We start from the raw sequence: 24,167 nt of genomic DNA on the forward strand, positions 1-24,167 counted from the left end.
ACGCCCGGACCCCGAGACCTGCTACCTCGTGCAGCGCCCTAACTGAACGGTATTGCAACTAACCCCCGCTGATCAACAGCGCCGAAACGTCGTGGAACGACGTTTCGACGCTGTTGATCACCACAGGGTTGGGGGTGCTGGGTCAGACGGAGGCGCCTGCGTCGGCGGTGGCCGGAGCCGGAGCGGCGTCGGCGTTCTCGTCGACGAGGCCCAGGCTGATCTTGCCGCGCTGGTCGATCTCGAGGATCTCGACCTGGATCTTGTCGCCGACGTTCGCGACGTCCTCGACCTTGCCGATCCGCTTGCCGCGGCCCAGCTTGGAGATGTGCACGAGGCCGTCCTTGCCCGGCAGCAACGATACGAACGCGCCGAACGCGGCAGTCTTGACCACCGTGCCGAGGAAGCGCTCGCCCACCTTGGGCATCTGCGGGTTGGCGATCGCATTGATGCGGTCGACCGCCTCGGCCGCCGAGGTGCCGTTGTCGGCGCCGACGTAGATCGTGCCGTCGTCCTCGATGCTGATCTGCGCGCCGGTCTCGTCCTGGATCGCGTTGATCATCTGACCCTTCGGCCCGATGACCGCGCCGATCTTGTCGACCGGGATCTTCACGACCGTGACTCGCGGCGCGAACGGGCTCATCTCATCCGGGGCGTCAATGGCCTCGGCCATGACGTCCAGGATGTGCAGGCGGGCGTCGCGGGCCTGGGTCAGCGCCGCGGCGAGCACCTCGGAGGGGATACCGTCGAGCTTGGTGTCGAGCTGCAGCGCGGTGACGAACTCCTTGGTGCCGGCGACCTTGAAGTCCATGTCTCCGAACGCGTCCTCGGCACCGAGGATGTCGGTCAGCGCCACGTACTGGGTCTTGCCGTCGACCGTGTCGGAGACGAGACCCATCGCGATGCCGGCGACCGGCGCCCGCAACGGCACACCGGCGTTGAGCAGGGCCAGCGTCGAGGCGCAGACCGAACCCATCGACGTGGAGCCGTTCGAGCTGAGCGCCTCCGACACCTGGCGGATCGCGTAGGGGAACTCGTCGCGGCCCGGCAGGACCGGAACGAGGGCCCGCTCGGCAAGTGCGCCGTGGCCGATCTCGCGGCGCTTCGGCGAACCCACGCGGCCAGTCTCGCCCGTCGAGTACGGCGGGAAGTTGTAGTTGTGCATGTAGCGCTTGGTGCGGGTGGGCGACAAGGTGTCGAGCTTCTGCTCGAGCCCAAGCATGTTCAGGGTGGTGACACCCAGGATCTGGGTCTCGCCCCGCTGGAACAGCGCCGAACCGTGCACCCGCGGCAGGACCTCGACCTCGGCCGAGAGCGTGCGGATGTCGGCCAGGCCGCGCCCGTCGATGCGGACCTTGTCACGAAGGATGCGCTGGCGGATCAGCTTCTTGTTGAGCGCCCGGTAGGCGGGGCTGATCTCGCCGAATTTATCCTCGAACCGCTGGCCGAGGGAGTCCTTGACCTGCTCCTTGAGCTCGTCGAGCCTGGCCTCGCGCTCCTGCTTGTCGGCGATGGTCAGAGCGCCGGCGACCTCGGCCGACACCTCCGACTCGACGGCTTCGAAGACCTCGTCGGTGTAGTCCAGGAAGATCGGGAACTCCTGGATCGGCTTGGCGGCGGACTCGGCCAGTTGCTGCTGTGCACGGCACAACTCGGCGATGAACGGCTTGCTGGCCTCAAGGCCCTCAGCCACGACCTCTTCGGTGGGCTCGGTGGCGCCACCCTCGATGAGGGCGATCGAGCCCTCGGTGGCCTCGGCCTCGACCATCATGATCGCGACGTCACCGGACTCCAACAGGCGACCGGCTACCACCATGTCGAACGTGGCGCGCTCGAGCTCGGTGTGCGTCGGGAAGCCGACCCACTGGCCGTCGATGAGGGCGACGCGCGTGCCACCGACCGGGCCGCTGAACGGCAGGCCGGAGATCTGCGTCGACGCGGAAGCGGCGTTGATGGCGAGCACGTCGTAGGCGTGGTCGGGGTTCAGGGCCATGACGGTGATGACGACCTGGACCTCGTTGCGCAGACCCTTGGTGAAGGTCGGGCGCAGCGGGCGGTCGATCAGTCGGCAGGTGAGGATCGCGTCCTCGGACGGGCGACCCTCGCGGCGGAAGAACGAGCCGGGGATACGACCCGCGGCGTACATGCGCTCCTCGACGTCGACCGTCAGCGGGAAGAAGTCGAAGCCCTCGCGGGGCTTCTTGCCGGCCGTGGTGGCCGACAGCAGCATGGTGTCGTCGTCGAGATAGGCGGCGACGGCGCCCGCGGCCTGCCTGGCCAGCCGGCCGGTCTCGAAGCGGATGGTGCGTTTGCCGAAGTTGCCGTTGTCGATCACGGCCTCGGTCTCGAAGATGCCTGACTCGGCCTCATAGGACTCGGTCATAGAGTCGTCCTCTCGTACGTGCCGGTGCGCACAGGCGACGTACGAGCTGCACTGATCCTCATGTATCCGGTCTTCGATCGAAGCGGACGGGAGCATCTGAACTCATTGGGCTCAGGGGCTCCGGGCCGCCACTACCGAGGACCGGCTCGTCAGCAGGTCGGTCATCGCTGAGACGCGCGTATGCGTCCGGCGTGGATGTGTTGTTGTGAAAGGGAGCGACTCGGACGAGTCGCTCCCTCGGTGGCTAGCGGCGCAGACCGAGCCGCTCGATGATCGAGCGGTAGCGGTTGATGTCGACCTTGGCCAGGTAGTTGAGCAGCCGGCGACGCTGGCCGACCAGCAGCAGCAGCCCGCGGCGGCTGTGGTGGTCGTGCTTGTGCGCCTTCAGGTGCTCTGTGAGGTCCTTGATGCGCTGTGACAACAGCGCGATCTGCACCTCGGGCGAGCCCGTGTCACCGTCGGCAGAGCCGTACTCGGTGATGATCTGCTTCTTGACGTCGGCGGCGAGTGACACGCACGGCTCCTTGTTCTCGGTGCACGCGCGCTTCACCGGTCTGGATCACGGCGAAAGAGTGGACGCGCGAGCGGGCAGCGCGTAAGACAGCGCTTCAGCCACTGGCCACACTACCAGCAGACACCCAGCGGCCTGGGTTACTGCCGCCGAGCGCTCTCTAGACTGCCGGTATGTCCGCATTCGTCGTCACCGCGAAGTCTCCGCTGCCGCCCCAGCAGGCGTGGGACCGGGTGACGGACTGGCAACGGCACGGCGAACACGTACCCCTGACCCGAGTAACGATCGAGACTCCCCCGCCCGCCGGCATCGGCACCCGGTTCACCGCGCGCACCGGCACCGCCAAGCTCGGCTTCGACGACCCGATGGAGGTCGTCAGCTGGGAGCCGCCGGCCGACGGGCGTCCCGGGGTCTGCCGCATCGAGAAGCGCGGACGGGTCATGCTCGGCTGGGCCGAACTCACCGTCGAAGCGCTCGGTGCGGGCTCGGTGACCACCTGGCGCGAGGAGGTGAACCCGCGCCATCTGCCCCGCTTCGCCGAGCCGGTGGCGCGGGGCTTCGGCCGCGTCGTCTTCGGCCGGGTCGTGCGCAAGCTGCTGGCGAGCCCTAGGCCATGAGCGTGCGGGTCTGGTCGACGTCGCGATCCATCTGGGCCACAAGGGCGTCCACCCCGTCGTAGCGCTCCATGCCGCGCAGCCGCTCGACGAACTCGATGCCAAGGTTGCTGCCGTAGAGATCGCCGGCGAAGTCGAGCACGAATGCCTCGACGCGCCGCTGCCGGACGTCGAACGTCGGGTTGGTGCCCACCGAGATCGCCGCGGTGCCCAGCGGCGGTGCGTCGATGGTGCGACCCCACTCGTCCAGGCGCACGACCCGCCCGGCGTAGACGCCGTCGGCCGGCACAGCCGCCTTGTCGTCGGCGCGCAGGTTGGCCGTCGGGTAGCCCAATTCGCGGCCCCGCTGGTCACCGCGCTCGACCACACCGTCCAGGCGGTGCGGTCGGCCCAGGATCTCGGTCGCGGCCCTCATGTCACCGGCCTGCACGCAGGAGCGCACGTGCGTGGCGCTCAGCGTCTGGTCGTGTTCGGCGAGCAGGTGGACGCCGCGGGCGGTGAACCCGAAGCGCCGACCGAGCTCGACGAGCGCTTCGACGTTGCCGGCCGCCTTGTGCCCGAAGCGGAAGTTCTCGCCGACGATGACCGACGAGACATGCAGGCGGTCGAGCAACGTCGCGTGCACGAATTCAGCCGGTGACATCTTCGACCGCTCGAGGGTGAAGGGCAGCGCACAGAACACGTCGACGCCGAGCTGCTCGACGAGTTCGGCGCGCCGGACCAGCGTCGTCAGCATGGCCGGATGCGTGCCCGGGCGCACGACCTCGGCCGGGTGCGGGACGAAGGTGATCAGCACGCTCGGCAGACCCAGCTCGCCGGCCTCGGCCACCGCCTCGGCGATGATCGTTTGGTGGCCGCGGTGGACACCGTCGAACACGCCGATGGTGACGACGCTGCGTCCCCAGCCGGTCGGCACGTCCTTGAGTCCTTGCCATCGCTGCACGACCGAACTGTACTGAGGGGCAGTCAGCGATCCGAACGCAAGGCCGGGGCCAGCGGGAGCTCGACCGCACCCCAGCGCCGGGTCAACTCCTCGGCGAGACGGCCGGCCAGCTCGGCCAGCGCCGGCAACTCCCCGTTTGCAGCCGCGAGCACGAGACGGTGCAGCACCGAGGCTCGTTTCGAGGCGCAGTTCGATCGGGGTAGTGCGGGGTGTCAGCCTGCAGCGCGGCGCCGAGGAACCAGGTGACCGACGTCAGCGCCCAGCCCATGCTGGCTGCGTCGAGGTCCTGCTCGAAGCTGTCGTCGGCGAGCTCGGGAACGTGGGAGCGGCGGCGCCCCGGTAGGCGTCGACGGCGCGTTCGGCGACGTCCTCGGGCAGGCGCCACGAGCACCAGCACGTCGGCCATGGCACCCGCAGGTACGCGACGTCCCATATCACGTGCCGCCACTGCGCGCCCTCGAAGTCGACGAGCCGGTAGCAGCCGTCGAGCAGGACGGCATCGTCGGGACACGTGCACCGATCGTGCAGCGCGTTCGCAGCGTCGGTGAGCTCGGCCCACGCGAGGCTCGGCGCCACCGGAACCTCGCCCTGCCGTTCGATGAGCGCGGCGGCGAACTGCTCACGCAGCGGGCGGGCCGCGCTGTGCAGGCGGGCCAGCTCGGTGGCCCCGTTTGCCAAGAGCCTCCGTCGCGAGCTGTCGGTCGTGGCCCAGCAGGGCGTCGGCGAGCGTGGGGCCGTTGCCAAGATCGGCCATGACCACGATGCCGGTGTCGCGGTCGGCGGCGAGCGTGCGCGGCGCCACCTCGGGTGGCAGTGTGGCCAGCGCAGCCGTACGCGCACGACGCTGCCGCGCTCGCTGCCGCGCAACTGTTCGACCTGGTCGACCCGGGTGCCGGGCAGCAGCGCGCGCACTGGGTCCAGGTCGTCCTGCATCCGGTGGGTCTACCCGTTCTCTGCTAGCCGGCGGGCGCGAAGACCAGGACGGGGCGGGCGCGGCCGTCGCGGTCCAGTAACAGGGCGATCGCGCGGCCGTCGGTGTCGAGCGCGCCGTGGGTGGCGGGGTCGCCGGTCGCGGTGAGGCTGCGGCCGAACGACAGCTCGCGGACCTCGTCGGCGTCGACGGTGCGCACCTTCAGGGCGGTGGCCACGGCCTCGGCCAGCGGCAGCGTCACCGGGTGCTCCCGCTCGGCCAGCTCGTCCAAGGTCGCTGCGCCGCCGAGGGTGAACGGGCCGACCCGGGTGCGGCGCAGTGCCGTGAGGTGGCCGCCGGTGCCGAGCGCCGCACCCAGGTCGCGGGCCAGCGCGCGGATGTACGTGCCGGACGAGCACTCGACCTGCACGTCGACGTCGAGCAGCTCCCCCTCGGGACGGCGGAAGTCGAGCGCGTCGAAACGGGCAACGACGACCGGGCGGGCCGGCAGCTGCGGCGACTCGCCGTCGCGGACCCGCTTGTAGGCCCGCTGACCGTCGATCTTGATCGCCGACACCGAGCTGGGTACCTGCGCGATGTCGCCGGTCAGCGGGCGCAGCGCCTCACGCACGGCATCCGGCGTGAGGGACGCCGCCGACGCACCGCCCGTCACCTCGCCCTCGGCGTCATCGGTCACGGTGCTCTGCCCCAACCGAATCGTCGCCTCGTAGGCCTTGTCGGCGAGCACGAGGTGGTGCAGCAGTCGGGTGGCCGCGCCGACCCCGACGACGAGCACCCCGGTGGCCATCGGGTCCAGGGTGCCGGCGTGCCCGACGCGGCGGGTTCGGGCGAGGCGTCGCAACCGGGCAACGACATCGTGCGACGTCCAGCCCGCCGGCTTGTCGACGACGATGAGGCCGTCGGGGGCCGGCGGTGGGATGGACACCGCCCGACCCTAACGAGCCCCCTCCTAGCGAGTCTTGGGCAACGTGCCGGTGACCAGCCACCGGTCGCCACGAACCCGCCACACCATGCCGGCAAAACGCACGACGACGAACGCAGTGAGCCCGGCCCAGATGCCACCGAGGCCCCAGTGCCAGTGCAGGGCGGCGAGGTTGAGCGGCGCGAAGGCGAAGACGGCCGACACGACGGTGATCGTGCGCAGGAAGCCGACATCGCCGGCACCGATCAGCACGCCGTCGAGGGCGAAGACGATGCCGGCCACCGGCAGCATGGCCACGAACCACGGCCACAAGATGTGCGCCTGGTGCTGGACGTCGGCCGACGGGCTGAATGCCCGTGGGATCAGTGACCACCCGGCCGCATAGAGCAGCGCGAACGCGACACCTGCGCCGAGACCCCACCGAGCGATGTCCGCCGCCACCAGGCGCGCGCCGGCCGCGTCAGTACCGCCGAGTGCCGCGCCGACGAGCGATTGCGCGGCGATGGCGAAGGAGTCGAGCAGCAGTGCAATCGCCGATCCGCGCAATCCCATATCGGCCGGGTAGACGAGCAGCGGCGAGGCCACCGCCGACAGCGCGTTTGCGACCACGACGATGACGACCGGCTGCCGGGTGCGCTGGACGCCGCGCATCCAGCCGTTGCCGGCCATCACGACGAGCACGCCCGGCAGTCCGAGCACCGCGATGCGAAACCACGACTCGGCAGCGGCCTGGGTGGCGTCGCTGCCGGCAAGCAGGCCGGTGAGCGGTGCCGCGAAGATCTCGCCCACCACCACGACCACGACGCCGATGCCGAGCGCCAGCCAGGTGGCCTGCACCCCCTCGCGTACCGCGTCGTCGTAGCGGCCGGCGCCGTACCAGCGGGCGGCCCGGCCGGTCGTCCCGTACTCGACGAAGGTGCCGATGATGGTCAACAGGCCCAGCAGCGCAGCGCCCACGCCGAGCCCGGCCAGTGCCCGCTGACCCAGGTGCCCGACGACCACGGTGTCGACGAGCAGGTACACCGGCTCGGCGGCCAGCACCACGAATGCCGAGGCGGCGAGCACCAGCATCCGCCGGGCGGGTTCGGTCAACTGGGCATGACGGCGTCGATGGAACTGGTGACCCACCGGCTGCCGACCCGGACCACGGTGACCCGGTAGCGCCCGTCCACGACGACCGATGTCTTGCCGGCTGCGGTGCGGGCGCCGGTGGCGGCCACGAGGAGCACCAGGGTGTCCCCCGCCGCCCGTTGCACGGCGACCGCGGTCACGGTGCCGGCGAGGTCGTAACCGCCCTTGGTGATCCGTTGCCGGGTGGCCGCCGCCTGGCTGGTGAGCGTGGTCCGCAACGGCTCGACGGCCCCGGCCAGCGCGACGTTGTAGTCGGCGTCGAAGTGGTCGTGGCGCAGCGTGAGCACGGCCGCGACCTCGGATCGGCCGGCCTCGGCTGCAGCGCGCAGCCCCGCTGTCCCGGCCGGGAGGCCGGCGTTCCCACCTGCGCTGAGATCAGCGACCAGGTACCGGCTGCCCTGCCGCTCGATCGTGGCCGTCAGGGTGACCAGCGTCTGCTTCGCCTTCCCGCCGGTGGTGTCATCGGTGACGGATTGGGCGCCGAAGATCATGACCTTGGCGCTGGCACCACCCTTTGCGATCTGGCCGATTCCGGCGGCGAGCGAAGCGAAGGTCTGTACACGATGCGCGCGCTTGGCCTCGGTGGCCAACGAACCGGTCAGCGCGGCGCGGAACGACGTTCGGTACGCGCCGGTTGTCACCGTCTCGCCGTTGCTGAGCGTGGTGTCCAGACTGCGGTAGTCGTACGTCGTCACAGCCACGATGTCGGTGGTCGCGCCGGCCAGGAATGCGTTGGCTGCGCCACTGTCGACGATGGTCGCGGTGCTGTCGTCTGCCGACCCCGAGGGGTTCGTCGTCCCCGAGTCGCTCGTGCGGCCGTGGACGACGATCAGCACCACAGCGACGATCACCGCCACCGACACCACCAGGGTGGCGAGCACGCCCCGCCTGTTGCGGGAGCGGCGCGTGCGCCCGACCGCTGTCGTTCCTGGCTGCGGGCGCGGGCGATGCTTCGCGGAGACGTGCTCGGGTTCGGCCATGGCGCGGGTCAGCCTGCCACCCTGGCCCGCCGGCCGCACGCCGCGCGAGTCAGTCGTCCTCGTCGTCGTCCTCCTCGACACGGGGCTTGCGGTACGGGTCGGCCTCGCCGGCCGGCTGCGCACCCTGCCGGACGGCGGCCAGCTTGGCGTCCTCGGCTGCGGCTCGCGCGAGCAGGTCCTCGAGTTGACGCGCGTTGTCGGGCAGTGCATCGAGGGTGAAGGTCAGCGAGGGGGTGAAGCGCACGCCGGTCTGCCGACCGACCTCGCTGCGCAGCACGCCCTTCGCCGATTCCAGCGCAGCGGCCGAGGCCACCCGCTCCTCCTCGTCGCCGAGCACTGTGTAGAACAGCGTCGCGTCGTGCAGGTCACCGGTGACGCGGACGTCGGTGATCGTGACCATGCCGAGGCGCGGGTCCTTGATCTGCCGCTCGAGATACGTGGCGACGATCTGCTTGATGCGGCCCGACATACGGCGGGCTCGGGGGCCGTCGGCCATGAGCTACTCCTTGATCTGTTCGACCTACTCGAGGTCGTCGTCGTCGAGCACCCGGGTGCGGGTCGACAGCAACTCCAGTTCGGGTCGACCGGCCACGAGCCGCTCACAGGCATCGAGCACCTCGACGACGTGCGCCCGCTCGCCGGCCACCAGCGACACCGAGAACTCGGCCCGCCGATGCAACCCGGCATCCCCCGTCTCAGCCGCGGAGACCTCGAACCGCTTCCGCAGCTCCGCCACCACCGGCCGCACAACCGACCGCTTCTCCTTCAACGAATGCACATCGCCCAACAAACAATCAGCGACAAGAACACCAACCACCACAGCCACCACCTCCCCTTCACGCCAGGGCAACCGGGTCGAACGAACGGCATCAAGATCGAACCAAGAGCGCACCGAAGGAAAGAGCTAAACCCAAGGCAGCAGCGAAACAAGGAAGGGCCCCGCGCAGGGATCAAGCCTGACCGCCCGGAGCGGGGCCCCTTCTTTGTGGAGCAGACCTACGCCCGCGGCTTCTCACGAAGCTCGAACGTCTCGATCACATCGTCGATCTTGATGTCGTTGTACGAGCCGAGCCCGATGCCGCATTCGTAGCCGTCGCGAACCTCGGTCGCGTCATCCTTGAACCGCCGCAGCGACTCGACGGTGAGGTTGTCGGCGACCACCGAACCGTCACGGACGAGGCGAGCCTTGGTGTTGCGTCGGATGATGCCAGTGCGGACGAGCGAACCGGCGATGTTGCCGATCCGCGGGACGCGGAACACCTCGCGGACCTCGGCAGTACCGAGCTGCACCTCTTCGTACTCGGGCTTGAGCATGCCCTTGAGCGCAGCCTCGATCTCCTCGATGGCCTGGTAGATGACCGAGTAGTACCGGATGTCGACACCCTCGCGCTCGGCGAGCTCGCGCGCCTTGCCCTCGGGTCGCACGTTGAACCCGATGACGACGGCGTCGGACGCGATGGCCAGGTTGACGTCGTTCTCGGTGATCGCACCGACGCCGCGACTGACGACCCGCAGCGATACCTCGGCCCGGTCCTCCCCGATGTCGATGTTGACCAGGGAGTCCTCGAGTGCCTCGACCGAACCTGACACGTCACCCTTGATGATCAGGTTCAGCGCCTCGACCTTGCCCTCGGCGAGAGCCTGGTCGAGGTCGTCGAGCGAGACCCGACGACGGCTCGAAGCCAACTGCGCGTTGCGCTCGCGCGCCTCGCGACGGCTGGCGATCTGCCGGGCGATGCGGTCCTCCTCGACAACGAGGAACGAGTCGCCCGCACTGGGCACGGAGGTAAGACCGAGCACCTGCACCGGACGCGACGGGGTCGCGACATCGACGCTGTCGCCGTTCTCGTCGATCATGGCGCGGACGCGACCGAAGGCGTCGCTGGCCACGACCGAGTCACCGACGTGCAGCGTGCCGCGCTGCACCAGCAGCGTGGCCACCGGACCGCGGCCGCGGTCGAGCCGCGCCTCGATGACGATGCCCTGTGCGTCCTGCTCGGGATTGGCTCGCAGGTCCAACGCCGCGTCGGCGGTGAGCAGGATGCCCTCGAGCAGCTCGTCGATGTGCAGGTTCGAGCGAGCCGATACGTCGACGAACAGGGTGTCGCCGCCGTACTCCTCGGCGACCAGCCCGTATTCGGTGAGCTGCTGGCGCACCTTGCTCGGGTTGGCGTCCTCCTTGTCGATCTTGTTCACCGCGACGACGATCGGGGCACCGGCCGCCTGGGCGTGGTTCAACGCCTCGATGGTCTGCGGCATGACACCGTCGTCGGCCGCGACGACCAGCACCACGATGTCGGTGGTCGCCGCACCGCGGGCACGCATGGCGGTGAACGCCTCGTGACCCGGGGTGTCGATGAAGGTGATCGGTCGGTCGCGGGGACCAGTGCCGTCGTCGTGCTCGACATGTACTTGGTACGCGCCGATGTGCTGGGTGATGCCGCCGGCCTCGTCGCCCATGACGTTGGTCTTGCGGATCGCGTCCAACAGGCGCGTCTTGCCGTGGTCGACGTGACCCATGACAGTGACCACCGGCGGACGGGCGAACAGGTCGTCCTCGCCACCCTGATCGTCGCCGAAGGTGAGATCGAAGCTGTCGAGCAGCTCGCGGTCCTCGTCCTCGGGGCTGACGACCTGGATCGTGTAGTTCAGCTCGGCGCCGAGCAGCTGCAGCGTGTCCTCGTTGACCGACTGCGTCGCCGTGACCATCTCGCCCAGGTGGAACATCACCTGGACGAGCGAGGCCGGGTTCGCATCGATCTTGTCGGCAAAGTCCGACAGCGAGGCACCGCGTGGCAGGCGCACGGTGGCACCGTTGCCGCGCGGAACCTGCACGCCGCCGATCGAGGGAGCCGACATGTTGTCGAACTCCTGCCTGCGCTGCTTCTTGCTCTTCTTGCCGCGGGCCGCGGGTCCACCGCGACGCCCGAAGGCGCCGGCGGTGGTAGCACCACGCCCGCCGCGACCGGCACCACCGGGGCGTCCGCTGGGACCACCGCGGTAGGGGCCGCCGCCAGCGGGGCCGCCGGGAGCGCCCGTGCCACCGCCACCGGGACCACCGCGGAACCCGCCGCCACCGCCACCGCCACCGGGACGAGCGCCAGGACCGCCCGGACCGCCCGGACCGGCCGGGCGTCCGCCGGGGCCGGCCGGGCGTGCACCGGGACCGCCCGGGGCACCACGGCCACCGGCCGGCCGGCCGGGCATCATGCCCGGGTTCGGCCGCGGCGGCATCATGCCGGGGTTGGGGCGCGGGCCACCGGGCCGCTGCGGGGCAGCGCCGGGGGCACCGGGCACCCCGCCGGGGCGGGTGGGCGTCACCGGACGCGGCGGGGCCGCATTGCCACCCACACCGAAGGGGTTGTTACCGACGCGCGGGCCGGGCCGGGGACCGGCCGGCGGGCGCGGACCGCCGGGAGCGGTCGGTGCCGATACCGATGCGGCGGCCGCCGCAGGACGCTGCTCGACGGGCGCGACCACCGGAGCCACCGGGGCGACCGGGGCCACCGGCGGCGGCTCGGGAGCGGCGATGACCGGCGGTTCGGGGGCAGCCGGAGCAGCGACGGGGCCGGGAACGGCCGGAGCAGCGACGGCGGCAGGGCTATCGACGACGGGCGACGCCGGCTCCGCCGCGGGCGCGGCCGCGGTCTTCTTGGCGGGAGCCTTCTTGGCCGGCGCCTTCGGTCCGGGAGCGTCCGGGAACGCCTCGCGCAGCTTGCGGGCGACCGGGGCCTCAATGGTGGAGGACGCAGACTTCACGTACTCACCGATCTCGGTGAGCTTGGCGAGGGCGTCCTTGCTGGTGATACCGAGCTCTTTAGCGAGAGCTGATACGCGGGTCTTGCCTGGCACGTGTCTCCTTAGCAGGGACCGTGCGGCGAACCGCGCGGTCCGGTTAGTCGGTGGACCTGCTCATTGCTGGCGCTTCATCGAGTGCCCATAGCTCGTCATCTCCTGCGGGGTTCCGCTGGTGGTGTCCTGCTCGTGTCCTGCATGAGTGTTCTGTCCTGCACACTGACCGGCCTCCCTACGTACTCACGCACCGGTGCCGGATCGATCGGTGCCGACACCCGAAGTGCCCGCCCGAACGCCCGGCGTCGGATCGCAAGATCGACGCACGCCAGGTCCCGGTGCACCCAAGCACCGCGACCGGACGCCCGCCGGCGGGGATCGGGAACGGCATTGATGATCGATTCGTCAGTGCCGGCCGGACCCGCGACGACGCGGAGCAGATCGTTGTCGTGGGCTCGTTGCCGGCACCCGATGCAGGTCCGGATCGGGCGTGGCGGCGCGGCTGCGCACGGTTCGGCTCGGTCGGTCATGCTGCGGGCACCGTCGACAAGCCGACGGCTCGGATCACTCTACCCCCCGGCGTCATCGCCGGCCGCCTCCCCCGGGGTGACGGCTGCGGCCGGCGGCTCGGGTTCGTCGACTTCGGAATCGCTGTGGATGTCTATGCGATGTCCGGTGAGGCGCGCCGCCAACCGGGCGTTCTGCCCTTCGCGGCCGATGGCGAGCGAGAGCTGGAAGTCGGGTACGACGACCCGCACCGCCAGCGTCTCGGGGTCGACCAGGCGGCTTTCAAGGGCGTGCGCGGGCGACAGCGCGTTGCCGACATAGGTGGCGGGGTCCTCGGCCCAGTCGATGATGTCGATCTTCTCGCCGTGCAGCTCAGCCACCACGTTGCGCACCCGCTGGCCCATCGGCCCGATGCACGCGCCTTTGGCATTGAGGCCGGCTACCTCGGTACGCACCGCGATCTTGCTGCGGTGCCCCGCCTCGCGGGCCACGTTGACGATCTCGACACTGCCGTCGGCGATCTCCGGGACCTCGAGCGCGAACAGCTTCCGGACCAGGTTCGGATGGGTGCGACTCAGCGTCACCTGCGGCCCGCGCATGCCGCGTGAGACCCCGACGACGTAGGCCTTGATGCGGCTACCGTGCGGGTACTGCTCGCCCGGAGCCTGTTCGGATTGGGGCAGGATGGCCTCGACCTTGCCGATGTCCACGACGATGACGCCGCGCTGGTTGGCCTGCGCGTCGGCCTGGACGATGCCGGTGACGATGTCGCCCTCACGCCCGGAGTATTCACCGAAGGTCTGGTCGTGCTCGGCATCGCGCAGACGCTGCAGGATGACCTGGCGTGCGGTCATGGCGGCTACCCGGCCGAAATCGGTAGGTGTGTCGTCGTACTCCTCGACGATCTGACCGGTGTCGTCGAGATCCTGGGCCCACACCGTGATGTCGCCGCTCTTGCGGTCGATGGCAACGCGAGCGTGCGGCATGGAGTGCGCGGTGTGCCGGTAGGCCGTGAGCAGCGCTGTCTCGAGGGCGTCGATCAGCGTCGCGAAGGAGATCTCCTTCTCCTTCTCGATGCTGCGCAGCGCCTGCAGGTCGACTTTGGTCATCAGGACCCATGGCTCCCTTCGGCATCCCGGTTGAACTCGACCTGCACTCGGCCCGATCCGAGGTCCGACCAGGCCAGCGCGTGTGTCGACCCATCGACGTCCAGTGTCACGCCGGTGTCAGAGGTGTCCAGCACGCGGCCGGTCAGCGGTTGACCCCCGGCCGACACCGCCACCAGGCGTCCCCGGGCCCGTCTCCAGTGGCGGGGTTCGGACAGCGGCCGGTCGACGCCGGGTGAGCTGACCTCGAGCACGTACGAGCCGGCGAGCACGCCGGTCTGGGCTACGTCGGCGGTGTCGAGCGCGTCGGAGATGACCCGGCTGACGAGGGCGATGGCGTCGAGATCGACGCCGCCGTCGGCGTCGACGACCACCCGGACCAACGAGCGGCGCCCCGCCGCGCTGATCGTGACGTCCTCGAGATCGAAACCCGCTTCGGTGACCAGCGGGTCGAGCAGCGCGAGGAGCTTCTCGCGAGCCTGCGCCGCCGAGCCTGCGGACTTGGCGGACGACATGGCGGCTCCTTCCGGTCTCGCTTGCCGAGCGGAGTTCGCGGCATGCAGTGCAACGGCCGAGACTAGTCGCTCTGCCAGACTGATCACGACATGGACGACGCGAACGGCACCGGTGGCCGCCTCCCGCGGCGCTGGTTCCTGGCCGGCGGCGCCGCGGCGGTCGTCGCCGGCGGAGCCGGGGTGGGCATCGGCTTCCTGCAGCCGGAGTCGAAGCCGCCCCTCAAGCCTGCGCCCCATGCCCTCGCCGACGCACTCGCCGCTGAGCGGGAACTGCTGGCGTGGGCGGCGGCAGCCATTCGGCGCGACCCGTCGTTGCAGGCCGCGGCCGCGGAGTTGACCAGCAACCACGCCGCCCACCTGCGGGCGCTGCAAGCCGCGCTCTCGCCCTACGACACCGCAAGACCAACGCCGACCCCGACGCCGACCTTCACCGCGACGTCGTCGGCCCGAACCCAACTGCGGGCGCTCGAACGCGCGGCGGCCGCCTCCGCCGCCACCCGCGCCGGTCTGCTGACGGGCCCGACCGCCACGCTGCTTGCGAGCATCTCGGCCTGCGAGAGCACGCACGCCGAACTCTTGACGTGAGCGGATCGGTCACCGCGGCGCGGCAGGCGGCGCTGGCTGCCGAACTCCGCGCGTTGTACGGCTATGCGCTCATCGGGCCACGCCTGCCCGCCGCCGACCAACAGCTGGCACGGGAATGCATCGCGGCGCACACCGTCCTGCGCGACACGACGACGGCGGTGATCGCCGCATCCGGCAGCGTGCCCGTCACACCGCTCGCGGACTACCCCGAGCTCTACCCGATCGCCGACCTTGCCACCGCCCGCGCCCGCGCCGTCTATCTTGAGCAGACGTGCGCCGACGCCTGGCGTTTCCTCTACGCCCGGCTCGCCGCGTCGACCGGGACCGACCGTTCGCCTGCGCAACGTGCGCTGTCCGAGTCCGCCGTTCGGGCCACCCGCTGGCGGCTGCGGGCGGGTGACCCGTCGCCTACCGTGCCGTTCCCGGGGATCAGCTGACGTCCGTAGGTCGCCCCCTCACCACTCGACCGGTGGGGGGCGGCGGCCGGGACCGACGGACCGGTCAGATCATCAGAGCCAGGCGTCGACGATCGCCAGGACGTCGGCGAGCCGGGTGATGACCGCATCGGGCTCGCCCTCGACCGGTCCGCGCTGGACGTCCGGGATGGTGCTGTGCGGCACGAGGATCGCGCGCATCCCGATCGACTTGGCGCCGTGGATGTCGTCGAACGGCCGATCGCCGACGAACACCGCCTGCGCCGGATCATCGACCCCGACCGCGTCGAGTGCGGCACGGAACGCCTCCGGGTGCGGCTTGGTCCAAGGGATCTCCGACGTATAGACGGCACCGTCGATCAGCGCCAGCACGTCGTCGCGAGCGAAGATCCGCTCGTGCTCGTCCCGCGACCAGATCGTGTTCGACAGCACCCCGATCTTCAGCCCGCGCTCGCGCAGCGCTTCGAACAGGGGCGGGACGTCGGGGTCTAGATAGGTGTGCGGCTCCCACCAGGTGTGGAAGCTGGCGGTTGTCGCCTCCGACAGCTCCGCGCCGGCCGCGGCGAACACGTCGGCGAGGGTGGCGCTGCGGTGCTCGTTCTTCGAGCGCTGCCAGATCTCGTGCTCTGCAGCGGCCAGCCGCTCGGCGAGCTCCGCGTCGTCGACCGACGCGGCCCAGGCCTCACGCGGGTCGACGGTGTGCCAGGGCGTCAGCGTGCCGCCCCAGTCGAAGATCACTGCTTCGATGGTCACGCGCGAAAGCCTATTCAGAGCAGGACGGTGGACAGCACTGCAATGTCGCGCATGCCGAGTCGGGCGTACATCCGGCGGGCTGGTTCGTTGAAGTCGTTGACGTACAGGCTCGCGCTGGGCGCCAACGCCAAGGCGCGGTCGAGAACACCGACCATGGCCGCAGTGCCCAGGCCTTGACCGCGCAGGTCAGGACGCGTCCACACGCCCTGGATCTGACAGGTCCGCGGCGATACGGCACCGAAGTCGGCTTTGAACACCACCTCGCCGCCGCGTACGACGCCGAAGGCCCGTCCTTCGCGGATCAACGCAGCCACCCGGCTGCGGTAGTGCCCGGTGCCGCCCTCGTGCGGTGACACGCCGAGTTCCTCGGCGAACATGGCCGCGGCCGCGGGCAGGTAGGCGTCGAGCTCGTCGCGGCGCACGGCGCGCAGGCCTACGTCTGCCGGCCGGTCGGCCACCGCGCGGTCGAGTGCCAGCAGCGGCTGACGCCGCCGCACGGCACGCGGCGCCCCCCACGCAGCTTCGAGGACCGGCCACATGACCGCCACGGTGTCGGCGTGCCCGACGACCGAGCTGCAGACCCGCGGGCGACGGGCGACGAACTCGGCAAGCGCCAGCCAGTGTTCGGGCTGGCCGCCCATCGGCAGCAGGTTGCCGCCGTTGAACGCGGCCGCCGCAAGCCGGCCGTGGGCATCGCGCACGCCGAGCAGCTGACCACCGAAGCGGCGGGCCGACAGTGATAACAGCGTGTGCAACCGGCCGGCGACGACCGCATTCACGATCGGATCGCGGTCGACGAACGCGATGAGTTCGGCACGGTCGGCGTCGTCGAGCTCGTCGACGCGCCACGGCCCGGCCCCTCGCCGCACCGGGCGGTCGAGAAGGGTGGACACCCGGTCGACGTTAGTGCACGCCGATCAGCTGGCGCCGCGCCCGGTGGTCTGCTGCAGGCGGTCGATCATCTCGCTGGCGGCTGCCTTGCTGAGGTCGTCGGGGACGTCCTCACCGGCTTCCTGCGCAAGCGTGCTGAGGTAGGACTTCTGCGGCCCGGTCATCGGCTCGTCACCGGTGACCCACTGGTCAGTGGGCTTCTCGGCCTGGGGTGTTACGTCGTCCGGGGTAGCCATGTGCTGGTCTCCAATCGAATCGGTGTTCGATAGGAACGTGCCCGCAGCGCGACCGGTCCTAACGGGTCAGGCGATGGAGACCGTGGGCTCGCCGGAGGCGATCCCAGCGCTGCTCATCTCCTCGGCCATCCGTAACGCTTCCTCGATCAGTGTCTCGACGATCTGCGACTCGGGGACGGTCTTGATGACCTCACCCCGGACGAAGATCTGGCCCTTGCCGTTACCCGAGGCCACGCCAAGGTCGGCCTCGCGGGCCTCCCCCGGACCGTTGACGACGCAGCCCATGACTGCGACGCGCAGCGGCACCTCGATGCCCTCGAGCCCGGCGGTGACCTTGTCAGCCAGCGTGTACACATCGACCTGGGCGCGGCCGCACGACGGGCAGGACACGATCTCGAGCCGACGCTGGCGCAGGTTGAGCGACTCGAGGATGGCGAGCCCGACCTTGACCTCCTCGACCGGCGGGGCGGAGAGCGACACCCGGATCGTGTCGCCAATGCCTTGCGACAGCAGCGCGCCGAACGCGACGGCGGACTTGATGGTGCCCTGGAACGTCGGCCCGGCCTCGGTGACGCCGAGGTGCAGCGGGTAGTCGCACGCCTGGGCAAGCAGCTCGTAGGCCCGGACCATGACCACCGGGTCGTTGTGCTTGACCGAGATCTTGAAGTCGCGGAAGCCGTGCTCCTCGAACAGCGCGGCCTCGTTCATGGCCGACTCGACAAGCGCCTCAGGCGTGGCCTTGCCGTACTTGGCCAGCAGCCGCTTGTCGAGGGAGCCGGCGTTGACGCCGATCCGGATCGACACGTTGGCATCGGCCGCCGCGCGGGCGATCTCGCCCACCTTGTCGTCGAAGGCCTTGATGTTGCCCGGGTTGACGCGGACCGCGGCGCAACCGGCATCGATGGCCTGGAAGACGTACTTCGGCTGAAAATGAATGTCGGCGATGACCGGGATCTGCGACTTGCGGGCGATCGCGGGCAGTGCGTCGGCATCGTCCTGCGACGGCACCGCCACCCGCACGATGTCGCAGCCCGACGCGGTGAGCTCGGCGATCTGCTGCAGCGTGGAGTTGATGTCGGACGTGAGGGTGGTGCACATCGACTGCACCGACACCGGCGCGTCGCCACCGACGGCCACCGTGCCGACCTGGATCTTGCGGGACACCCGGCGCGGTGCGAGAACGGGTGGCGGGGCGGTGGGCATTCCGAGACTGACAGCGGTCATGACTCCATCATCCACCGTTGAGGTTGATGGGCTTCACGATGTCGGCGTACAACGTGAGCAACGTCAGGACAACGAGCACCGAAGCAACGGCATACATGACGGGCAGCATCTGAGCGGTGTCGACGAAAATCGCCGGTCTGGGCAGCGGCCGGCCGTCGGGACCTAGTGGCGCCGGTCGCCCGCGGGCCCGCAACCGGGCCCGGCCGCGCTTGACCGCCTCGACCAGCGCGCCGGCCACGTGGCCGCCGTCCAGGGGCAGCAGCGGCAGCAGGTTGAACAGGAACAGCAGCAGGTTGACGCTCGCGAGCAGCCCGATCAGCGTGTAGATCTTCGACTTCAGGGTGAAACCGGGGTCGCTGGCCAGATCGCCGGATATTCGCCCGATGCCGACGACACCCACCGCGCCCTCAGGATCGCGCTGTTTGCCCTCGAACACCGTCTGCCACAGGCTGTGCAGCTTGCTTGGGTAATTCGCCAGCGCGTCGACGCCGAGCTTGAGCTGGCTGCCGATCTTGCCCGGCACGCCGGTGATCCCGACCGACTCGAAGTAGGCCTTCTCGAAGGGCGAGAGGCCGAGGAAGCCGGCGGTGACGGCCGGTTTGTCGATGCCGTTCGGGTAGAAGGTGTTCTCTACCGGAGTGATCGTGAGCGGCACGCGAGTGCCCTTACGGTCGACGACGAGCGACAAAGGCACGCCGGCCGAGCGCTGGATGATCGGGGTCAGCGCGTCCCACGACGTGATCGTGCGCCCGTTGACGGATAGCAGCTTGTCGCCGACCTTGAGGCTGGTGGCCGCCGGGGTGGCCGGCGCACCCGCCGGGCAGGTGTTCGCCTTCGCCGCGTCGGAATTCGCCGCCACCAAGCACTTGCTGATCGAGCCGACCGTAGTCGTCGTCTTCGTCGTGGGCGAGCCGAGGGCGAGCAGCAGGAACAGCGTGAGGACCAGGTAGATGAGCAGGTTCATGACCGGACCGCCGGTCATGACGATCATCTTCTTGCCGGGGGTCAGCCGGTAGAACTGGCGGTGCGCGTCCTGCTCGTCGACCTCGGCTCGGCTGACCTGGCGGAAGTCCTCGATCGCGGTCGCCATCCGCCGCGGCCAGCGCGAGCGGGTGCCGTCGGCGCGGGGCGGCACCATGCCGATCATCCGGATGTAGCCGCCGAGCGGGACCCCCTTGATGCCGTACTCGGTGTCACCCCTCGTCCGGGACCAGATCGTCGGCCCGAAGCCGACCATGTACTGCGTGACCTTCACGCCGAACTTCTTGGCCGGCACCATGTGCCCGATCTCGTGCAGCGCGATCGACAGCAGCAGCCCGAAGGCGAAGATCAGCACGCCCAGCGTGTAGAGCAACCAGCTCGGCACTGCCACCTCTCCTACCCGGCGAGGATCCGCGCGCGTGCACGGGCCCAGTTCTCTGCCTCTTCGACCTGTTCGACGGTACAGACGTTTTCGCTACCGCCGCCGGTGTCATCCCGCTGCTGACGCCGTTCGCTCAGCCACTCCCGAACCACATCGGCGATGGTGTCGACGATCTGAAGGAAACCGATGCGTCCGTCATGAAATGCACCGACGAGTTCCTCGTTGGCGGCGTTGTAGACCGCCGGTGCGCAGCCACCCGCCTGCCCGACCTGCTTGGCCAGGGCGACGGCAGGGAACGCGTCGTCGTCGAGGGGTTCGAAGGTCCAGCTGTGCGCCTGGGTCCAATCGATGCAGGGCGCCGCGCCCGCGACGCGGTCGGGCCAGCCCAGCGCCAGCGAGATGGGCAGGCGCATGTCCGGCGGCGAGGCCTGCGCGATGGTCGAACCGTCGACGAACTCGACCATTGAATGGATCACCGACTGCGGGTGCACGACGGCCTCGATGCGCTCGTAAGGCACGTCGAAGAGCAGGTGCGCCTCGATGATCTCAAGGCCTTTGTTGACGAGCGTGGCCGAGTTGGTGGTGACGAGCCGGCCCATGGCCCAGGTCGGATGGGCCAGCGCCTGCTCCGGCGTCACGTCCCCCAGCTCGCTGCGTGTCCGGCCGCGGAACGGGCCGCCACTGGCCGTCACCAGCAGCCGCGCGACCTCGACCGACGCACCGGCCCGCAGACACTGGGCCAGCGCGGAATGCTCGGAGTCGACCGGGACCAGCTGGCCGGGCCCGGCCAGCCGGGTCACGATCGGCCCACCGGCGATCAGTGACTCCTTGTTGGCCAGGGCGACGACGGCGCCCGCCTCGAGCGCGGCGATGGTCGCGCGCAGGCCCTGGGAGCCGTCGACGGCGTTGAGGACCGTGTCGCAGCCGAGCCGAGCGAGCTGCGCTGTGGCGCCCGCCCCCGCGTGGATGACCGGCGCGCGCACGTCGCCCGGCCACACCGCGTCGACCCGCTTGCGCAGCTCGTCGACCGCGGACTCGAGCGCCACCCCGATCTCCGACACGCGCAGCCGTGCGGCTTGTTCGGCGAGCAGGCCGAGATCACGCCCGCCGGCCGCGATCGCCCGCACGCGAAAGCGCTCGGGGGCGGCGGTGACGACGTCGACGGTCTGCGTACCGACCGAACCGGTCGAGCCGAGCAGCACGATCTCGCGGCGTTTCGTCATGCTGTCAGTCAAGCATCGACGTCCGACGGGCCCAGACCACGACCACGAGCGGCCACAGGGCCTGCTGTGCGGTGAGCACGCGCTCGGACACGCCGAGCGGCCCGTGCGCGAGCGTCAGCGCGAACCAGATCAGCAGAGCAACCGACACCGCCGCGACGGCATAGGCCACCGGGCGACGCTCGGGCAGCGGCGCGGTACCGGACGCGCGGGCCAGCGTCGCGGGCCAGCCGGCGAGCAACACGAACGCAACGGCGGCAAAGACGGCGTGCGCGTTCGATGAGCCACGCGCCGGCTCGGGGAAGGCCGCGACGGCGAGCGTAGCGAGCCCGGCGGCAATGAGCACCAGACGCGGCCAACGATGCACGCTGCGCAGGCCCGCTCCGGTGACCGTGTGCGCCGCGCCGAGGCCGGCCAGCGCCGCGGTCATGATCCAGCGATGCTGCGCGCCGTAGGCAGCCAGCGCACTGATCGTGTCGTGCACCGCGTCATAGCCGGGTGCCTGCAGCGCGCCGCCTACTGTCCAACCGGTCACCAGCACGACCGGCGCGAACGCGGACGAAAGCAACGCCCAGGCGGGCGGCCGGCTCAGCGGAAGAGCGACTTGCCCCACCAGTCGCCGGCCTCGCTCAGGCCGGGCGGCACCGCGAACAGCGCGCTGCTCGTGTGCCGGATGTATTCGTTCAGCAGATCGCTGGTGCCCAGGCGGGTCTGGATCGGGACGAACTGCTTGCGTGGGTCCTGCTGGTAGGCGATGAAGAACAACCCGGCGTCGAGCAGGCCGGTCTCGCTGTCGATGCCGTCGGTGTAGCTGTACCCGCGACGCAGGATCTTCTGGCCGTTGTTCGTCTCGGGCGAGGCGAGCCGGATGTGTGCGTTCTGGTCGATGACGTACTTGCCGCGCCGCTTGGCCTGCAGGTTCACAGCGTCGAACTCGTGCTTGCCGGTCAGTGGCGCGCCGGAGTTCTTGTACCGGCCGATCACGATCTCCTGGTCGGCCAGGAAGTCGGTGTCCCAGGACTCGATGAGCATCCGGATGCGCCGGGCAACGAGGTAGCTGCCGCCCGTCATCCAGGGCTGGTCGGTGTCGTCGCCGACCCACACGTAGGTGTCGAGCTCGGCGGGGTACTCGGTCTTGATGTTGTTGGTGCCGTCCTTGAAACCGAGCAGGTTGCGTTCGGTCTGCTGCTTGTCCGACGTCGAGGACGTGCGGCCGAAGCCGAGTTGTGACCAGCGCAGCACCGCGGAGCCGCGGGCGAGCCGTGCGAAGTTGCGGATGACGTGGAAGGCAACGGTGGGGTCGTCGGAGCAGGCCTGCACGCACAGGTCGCCGCCCGAGCGCTCCTTCTGCAGCGCGTCACCCGGCAGCGGGGGCAGGTCGGCGAGCGCGGCGGGCCGCTTCGCCTGCAGCCCGAACCGGTCGTCGAACATCGACGGCCCGAAGCCGACGGTGATGGTGAGATTCGACGCGCCCAGGCCCAACGCCTCGCCGGTGTCGATCGGCGGACGCTCCGGCAAGGTCTCGACCGCGCCGACCGGCAGGCCCTTGGTCAGCTGCGCCGCGGCCGCCGCCCACGACCCCAACAGCGTCTGGACGGCCTGCACGTCGAAGGAGGTGATGTCGAAAGCGGCGAAGGCCAACCGGTCCTGCGCGGGCGTGGCGATGCCGGCCTGGTGCTTGCCGTAGAACGGGACGATCGGCTGCTGCTCGGCCGACGACGCGCCGTCGGGTTCGGTGGCGCGCGCTACGCCGAACCCGGCACCGCCGGCGACGGCCACACCCGCAGCGCCGAGAGCGGTACCGAGGAACCGTCGCCGGCTGTGCCCGCTCACTGGGCGGCCGTCGGAGGATGCGGTGGTGTCGTCAGTCATCGTTACCAGGCTTACGCGTTCGCGACCTTGCTCGCCACCGTCGACAGCGGCTCCTGCACAGCCTTCACCGCGGCGGCGAGCTGACGCTTGTCGGTGGCAGTGAGCTCGGTGTAGAGCGTGAAGCCGGACGGGTTGCTCGTGGTCCGGTAGGAGTTCACGAGCTTGTCCAGGGCGGCGAACTGGGTCTGGATGTTCCTGGTCAACACGGGATCGATCTTGGTCAAGGCCGGCTGCAGCTGCGCGAAGGCCTGCTCGGCGCCCTCGTCGTTGTTGGCGAAGTCGAGCAGGTCGATCTGCGAGTACGCCTCCTCCTCGCCGGTGATCTTGCTGGCGGCCACCTCGTCGAGCAGCCCCTGCGCACCGTTGGCGAGCTCGGTGGGCTTGTACGTCAGGCCGGTCGTCAACTTCTTCAGCCGCCCGACGTCGGCGACCAGCTTGTCGCCGAACACACCCATGCCCTTCAGGGACTTCTGCTTGAAGATGCCGTACTCGATGCGGTGGAACCCACGCCACTTCGCGAAGGTGGTGTCGGCGATGCGTACGTCGATGTCGGCGTCGATGCTGTCCTGGCCGATGACGAACGACTCGGCGACCGGCTCGATCTTCTCGTAGTACGGACGGGCCTGCATGTACGCGGTCTGCGCCGCCTTGAGGTTCGTGCCGTGCAGCGCCTTGTTGAAGGTGGCGGTGGCCGCGACCAGCGCGTTCACCTGGGTGTTGACGTAGTTCGCGTAACCAGTGGTGGCCGTCTTGAGCAATGCGGCCAGGTTCGTGTCGGTCGTGCCCACGGACTTGCCGACCACCTTCAGCGGCGAGCGCTCAGGAGTGGCTCCGGGGCAGTACAGCGTGTACGAGCCGGCGTCGACATTCACCGCGAACACTCCGGAGAACCCGGGGGGCAGGTTCTCCTTCTCACCGACAATGCGCTCGCCGCTGAGCAACTCGACCTCGCTGACGGCGGTGGCGTCAGTGTTCGTGATCTTGAAAGTCAACGCGCCTGCGGCGTACTGGGCAGCGTCGGCAACGCAGCCCTTGGCCGCGGTGACGGTCACGTTGACCACGTGCGCCGCAGCCGTCGACGCCTTGGACGAGCCGGCCGCCGCCGAGCTGTCGGACTTGCCGCCCGAGCTCGAGCACCCCGACAGGACAAGGGCAGCGGCGACGGTGGCGGTCACCGCCGCAGTCAGGGTCTTGGCGGTGGCAGCACGCGGGGCAGGCATCGAGTTGGCTCCGGGTCGTCGAGGATGTGTAGGGCAG

At 69.9% G+C, this 24,167-nt stretch carries 26 protein-coding genes; 3 read left to right on the forward strand and 23 right to left on the reverse strand.

Going from position 1 to position 24,167, the window contains the following annotated elements; all coding sequences use genetic code 11:
• Positions 1-142: 142 nt before the first annotated feature.
• Both ACFFC4_RS08885 and rpsO read right to left on the reverse strand, forming a co-directional pair.
• Positions 143-2,380, reverse strand: coding sequence for a polyribonucleotide nucleotidyltransferase (locus ACFFC4_RS08885; RefSeq protein WP_375499905.1), 2,238 nt, complete (start codon positions 2,378-2,380; stop codon positions 143-145).
• 244 nt (positions 2,381-2,624) lie between these two features.
• A complete protein-coding gene (gene rpsO, locus ACFFC4_RS08890) occupies positions 2,625-2,894 on the reverse strand; it encodes a 30S ribosomal protein S15 (RefSeq protein WP_375499907.1) in 270 nt (89 codons plus the stop codon).
• A gap of 170 nt (positions 2,895-3,064) precedes the next feature.
• Here rpsO and ACFFC4_RS08895 point away from each other — a divergent pair, with 170 nt between their 5' ends.
• Positions 3,065-3,508 carry an SRPBCC family protein gene (locus ACFFC4_RS08895; RefSeq protein WP_375499909.1) on the forward strand — a complete coding sequence of 148 codons (444 nt, stop codon included), beginning with the start codon at positions 3,065-3,067 and terminating at the stop codon, positions 3,506-3,508.
• On the opposite strand, the gene ACFFC4_RS08900 is transcribed toward ACFFC4_RS08895, so the two are convergent.
• The 12 genes from ACFFC4_RS08900 to rimP all read right to left on the reverse strand — a co-directional run bounded on the left by ACFFC4_RS08900 (position 3,498) and on the right by rimP (position 14,332).
• Positions 3,498-4,448, reverse strand: a complete 951-nt coding sequence (locus ACFFC4_RS08900) for a bifunctional riboflavin kinase/FAD synthetase (protein WP_375499911.1) — start codon at positions 4,446-4,448, stop codon at positions 3,498-3,500. The genes ACFFC4_RS08895 and ACFFC4_RS08900 overlap by 11 nt on opposite strands.
• 23 nt (positions 4,449-4,471) lie before the next feature.
• Positions 4,472-4,615, reverse strand: coding sequence for a hypothetical protein (locus ACFFC4_RS08905; RefSeq protein WP_375499913.1), 144 nt, complete (start codon positions 4,613-4,615; stop codon positions 4,472-4,474).
• Positions 4,616-4,700: 85 nt separating this feature from the next.
• On the reverse strand, positions 4,701-5,381 hold the full coding sequence (locus ACFFC4_RS08910) for a hypothetical protein (RefSeq protein WP_375499915.1): 681 nt from the start codon (positions 5,379-5,381) through the stop codon (positions 4,701-4,703).
• Positions 5,382-5,404: 23 nt separating this feature from the next.
• Positions 5,405-6,304 (reverse strand): tRNA pseudouridine(55) synthase TruB, encoded by a 900-nt coding sequence (truB, locus tag ACFFC4_RS08915; protein WP_375499917.1) that lies wholly within the window; start codon positions 6,302-6,304, stop codon positions 5,405-5,407.
• Positions 6,305-6,328: 24 nt separating this feature from the next.
• Positions 6,329-7,393, reverse strand: coding sequence for an MATE family efflux transporter (locus tag ACFFC4_RS08920; protein WP_375499919.1), 1,065 nt, complete (start codon positions 7,391-7,393; stop codon positions 6,329-6,331).
• Positions 7,390-8,412, reverse strand: a complete 1,023-nt coding sequence (locus ACFFC4_RS08925; RefSeq protein WP_375499921.1) for a hypothetical protein — start codon at positions 8,410-8,412, stop codon at positions 7,390-7,392. Before ACFFC4_RS08925 ends, ACFFC4_RS08920 begins: the two co-directional genes overlap by 4 nt.
• A gap of 49 nt (positions 8,413-8,461) precedes the next feature.
• A complete protein-coding gene (gene rbfA, locus ACFFC4_RS08930) occupies positions 8,462-8,908 on the reverse strand; it encodes a 30S ribosome-binding factor RbfA (RefSeq protein ID WP_375499923.1) in 447 nt (148 codons plus the stop codon).
• Positions 8,909-8,932: 24 nt separating this feature from the next.
• Positions 8,933-9,232, reverse strand: coding sequence for a DUF503 domain-containing protein (locus ACFFC4_RS08935; RefSeq protein WP_375500186.1), 300 nt, complete (start codon positions 9,230-9,232; stop codon positions 8,933-8,935).
• Between the two features lie 176 nt (positions 9,233-9,408).
• Positions 9,409-12,264: a translation initiation factor IF-2 gene (gene infB, locus ACFFC4_RS08940; protein WP_375499925.1), complete on the reverse strand. Its 2,856-nt coding sequence runs from the start codon at positions 12,262-12,264 to the stop codon at positions 9,409-9,411.
• Between the two features lie 95 nt (positions 12,265-12,359).
• Positions 12,360-12,734: a YlxR family protein gene (locus tag ACFFC4_RS08945; RefSeq protein ID WP_375499927.1), complete on the reverse strand. Its 375-nt coding sequence runs from the start codon at positions 12,732-12,734 to the stop codon at positions 12,360-12,362.
• A gap of 39 nt (positions 12,735-12,773) precedes the next feature.
• Entirely contained in the window at positions 12,774-13,820 is a 1,047-nt protein-coding gene (gene nusA, locus ACFFC4_RS08950; RefSeq protein ID WP_375499929.1) for a transcription termination factor NusA, read from the reverse strand.
• Positions 13,820-14,332, reverse strand: coding sequence for a ribosome maturation factor RimP (rimP, locus tag ACFFC4_RS08955; protein WP_375499931.1), 513 nt, complete (start codon positions 14,330-14,332; stop codon positions 13,820-13,822). Before rimP ends, nusA begins: the two co-directional genes overlap by 1 nt.
• Before the next feature lie 90 nt (positions 14,333-14,422).
• On the opposite strand from rimP, the gene ACFFC4_RS08960 reads away from it, so the two are divergent.
• Entirely contained in the window at positions 14,423-14,917 is a 495-nt protein-coding gene (locus ACFFC4_RS08960) for a ferritin-like domain-containing protein (protein ID WP_375499933.1), read from the forward strand.
• A complete protein-coding gene (locus ACFFC4_RS08965) occupies positions 14,914-15,354 on the forward strand; it encodes a ferritin-like domain-containing protein (protein ID WP_375499935.1) in 441 nt (146 codons plus the stop codon). The genes ACFFC4_RS08960 and ACFFC4_RS08965 overlap by 4 nt, the downstream gene beginning before the upstream one ends.
• A gap of 72 nt (positions 15,355-15,426) precedes the next feature.
• Here ACFFC4_RS08965 and ACFFC4_RS08970 read toward each other — a convergent pair whose 3' ends face one another.
• The 9 genes from ACFFC4_RS08970 to efeO form a co-directional block, all read right to left on the reverse strand.
• Entirely contained in the window at positions 15,427-16,104 is a 678-nt protein-coding gene (locus ACFFC4_RS08970; protein WP_375499937.1) for an HAD family hydrolase, read from the reverse strand.
• A gap of 14 nt (positions 16,105-16,118) precedes the next feature.
• Entirely contained in the window at positions 16,119-16,997 is an 879-nt protein-coding gene (locus tag ACFFC4_RS08975) for a GNAT family N-acetyltransferase (RefSeq protein WP_375499939.1), read from the reverse strand.
• 24 nt (positions 16,998-17,021) lie between these two features.
• Positions 17,022-17,231 carry a DUF3072 domain-containing protein gene (locus ACFFC4_RS08980; protein WP_375499941.1) on the reverse strand — a complete coding sequence of 70 codons (210 nt, stop codon included), beginning with the start codon at positions 17,229-17,231 and terminating at the stop codon, positions 17,022-17,024.
• A gap of 66 nt (positions 17,232-17,297) precedes the next feature.
• Positions 17,298-18,455, reverse strand: a complete 1,158-nt coding sequence (gene ispG, locus ACFFC4_RS08985) for a flavodoxin-dependent (E)-4-hydroxy-3-methylbut-2-enyl-diphosphate synthase (protein ID WP_375499943.1) — start codon at positions 18,453-18,455, stop codon at positions 17,298-17,300.
• 7 nt (positions 18,456-18,462) lie between these two features.
• Positions 18,463-19,821 carry an RIP metalloprotease gene (locus tag ACFFC4_RS08990; RefSeq protein ID WP_375499945.1) on the reverse strand — a complete coding sequence of 453 codons (1,359 nt, stop codon included), beginning with the start codon at positions 19,819-19,821 and terminating at the stop codon, positions 18,463-18,465.
• 11 nt (positions 19,822-19,832) lie between these two features.
• The gene (gene dxr, locus ACFFC4_RS08995) at positions 19,833-21,041 is read right to left on the reverse strand and encodes a 1-deoxy-D-xylulose-5-phosphate reductoisomerase (RefSeq protein ID WP_375499947.1); all 1,209 of its coding nucleotides are present in this window, start codon (positions 21,039-21,041) and stop codon (positions 19,833-19,835) included.
• A gap of 4 nt (positions 21,042-21,045) precedes the next feature.
• A complete protein-coding gene (locus ACFFC4_RS09000) occupies positions 21,046-21,651 on the reverse strand; it encodes a DUF998 domain-containing protein (protein WP_375499949.1) in 606 nt (201 codons plus the stop codon).
• The gene (gene efeB, locus ACFFC4_RS09005; protein ID WP_375499951.1) at positions 21,627-22,910 is read right to left on the reverse strand and encodes an iron uptake transporter deferrochelatase/peroxidase subunit; all 1,284 of its coding nucleotides are present in this window, start codon (positions 22,908-22,910) and stop codon (positions 21,627-21,629) included. The genes ACFFC4_RS09000 and efeB overlap by 25 nt, the downstream gene beginning before the upstream one ends.
• 11 nt (positions 22,911-22,921) lie before the next feature.
• Complete coding sequence (gene efeO, locus ACFFC4_RS09010) at positions 22,922-24,130, reverse strand: iron uptake system protein EfeO (RefSeq protein ID WP_375499953.1); 1,209 nt, start codon at positions 24,128-24,130, stop codon at positions 22,922-22,924.
• Positions 24,131-24,167 lie beyond the last annotated feature (37 nt).

Origin of the sequence: uncultured Jatrophihabitans sp., from assembly GCF_964244045.1 — a bacterium.
Lineage (GTDB): Bacteria > Actinomycetota > Actinomycetes > Mycobacteriales > Jatrophihabitantaceae > Jatrophihabitans.

What these genes read in the sequence shown, in the direction of transcription:
- ACFFC4_RS08885 (WP_375499905.1), bottom strand. Translation starts at nt 2,380, where the DNA reads ATGACCGAGTCCTATGAGGCCGAGTCAGGCATCTTCGAGACCGAGGCC.
- ACFFC4_RS08895 (WP_375499909.1), top strand. Translation starts at nt 3,065, where the DNA reads ATGTCCGCATTCGTCGTCACCGCGAAGTCTCCGCTGCCGCCCCAGCAG.
- ACFFC4_RS08910 (WP_375499915.1), bottom strand. Translation starts at nt 5,381, where the DNA reads ATGCAGGACGACCTGGACCCAGTGCGCGCGCTGCTGCCCGGCACCCGG.
- ACFFC4_RS08925 (WP_375499921.1), bottom strand. Translation starts at nt 8,412, where the DNA reads ATGGCCGAACCCGAGCACGTCTCCGCGAAGCATCGCCCGCGCCCGCAG.
- rbfA (WP_375499923.1), bottom strand. Translation starts at nt 8,908, where the DNA reads ATGGCCGACGGCCCCCGAGCCCGCCGTATGTCGGGCCGCATCAAGCAG.
- ACFFC4_RS08945 (WP_375499927.1), bottom strand. Translation starts at nt 12,734, where the DNA reads ATGACCGACCGAGCCGAACCGTGCGCAGCCGCGCCGCCACGCCCGATC.
- nusA (WP_375499929.1), bottom strand. Translation starts at nt 13,820, where the DNA reads ATGACCAAAGTCGACCTGCAGGCGCTGCGCAGCATCGAGAAGGAGAAG.
- rimP (WP_375499931.1), bottom strand. Translation starts at nt 14,332, where the DNA reads ATGTCGTCCGCCAAGTCCGCAGGCTCGGCGGCGCAGGCTCGCGAGAAG.
- ACFFC4_RS08960 (WP_375499933.1), top strand. Translation starts at nt 14,423, where the DNA reads ATGGACGACGCGAACGGCACCGGTGGCCGCCTCCCGCGGCGCTGGTTC.
- ACFFC4_RS08980 (WP_375499941.1), bottom strand. Translation starts at nt 17,231, where the DNA reads ATGGCTACCCCGGACGACGTAACACCCCAGGCCGAGAAGCCCACTGAC.
- ispG (WP_375499943.1), bottom strand. Translation starts at nt 18,455, where the DNA reads ATGACCGCTGTCAGTCTCGGAATGCCCACCGCCCCGCCACCCGTTCTC.
- dxr (WP_375499947.1), bottom strand. Translation starts at nt 21,041, where the DNA reads ATGACGAAACGCCGCGAGATCGTGCTGCTCGGCTCGACCGGTTCGGTC.
- efeB (WP_375499951.1), bottom strand. Translation starts at nt 22,910, where the DNA reads ATGACTGACGACACCACCGCATCCTCCGACGGCCGCCCAGTGAGCGGG.
- efeO (WP_375499953.1), bottom strand. Translation starts at nt 24,130, where the DNA reads ATGCCTGCCCCGCGTGCTGCCACCGCCAAGACCCTGACTGCGGCGGTG.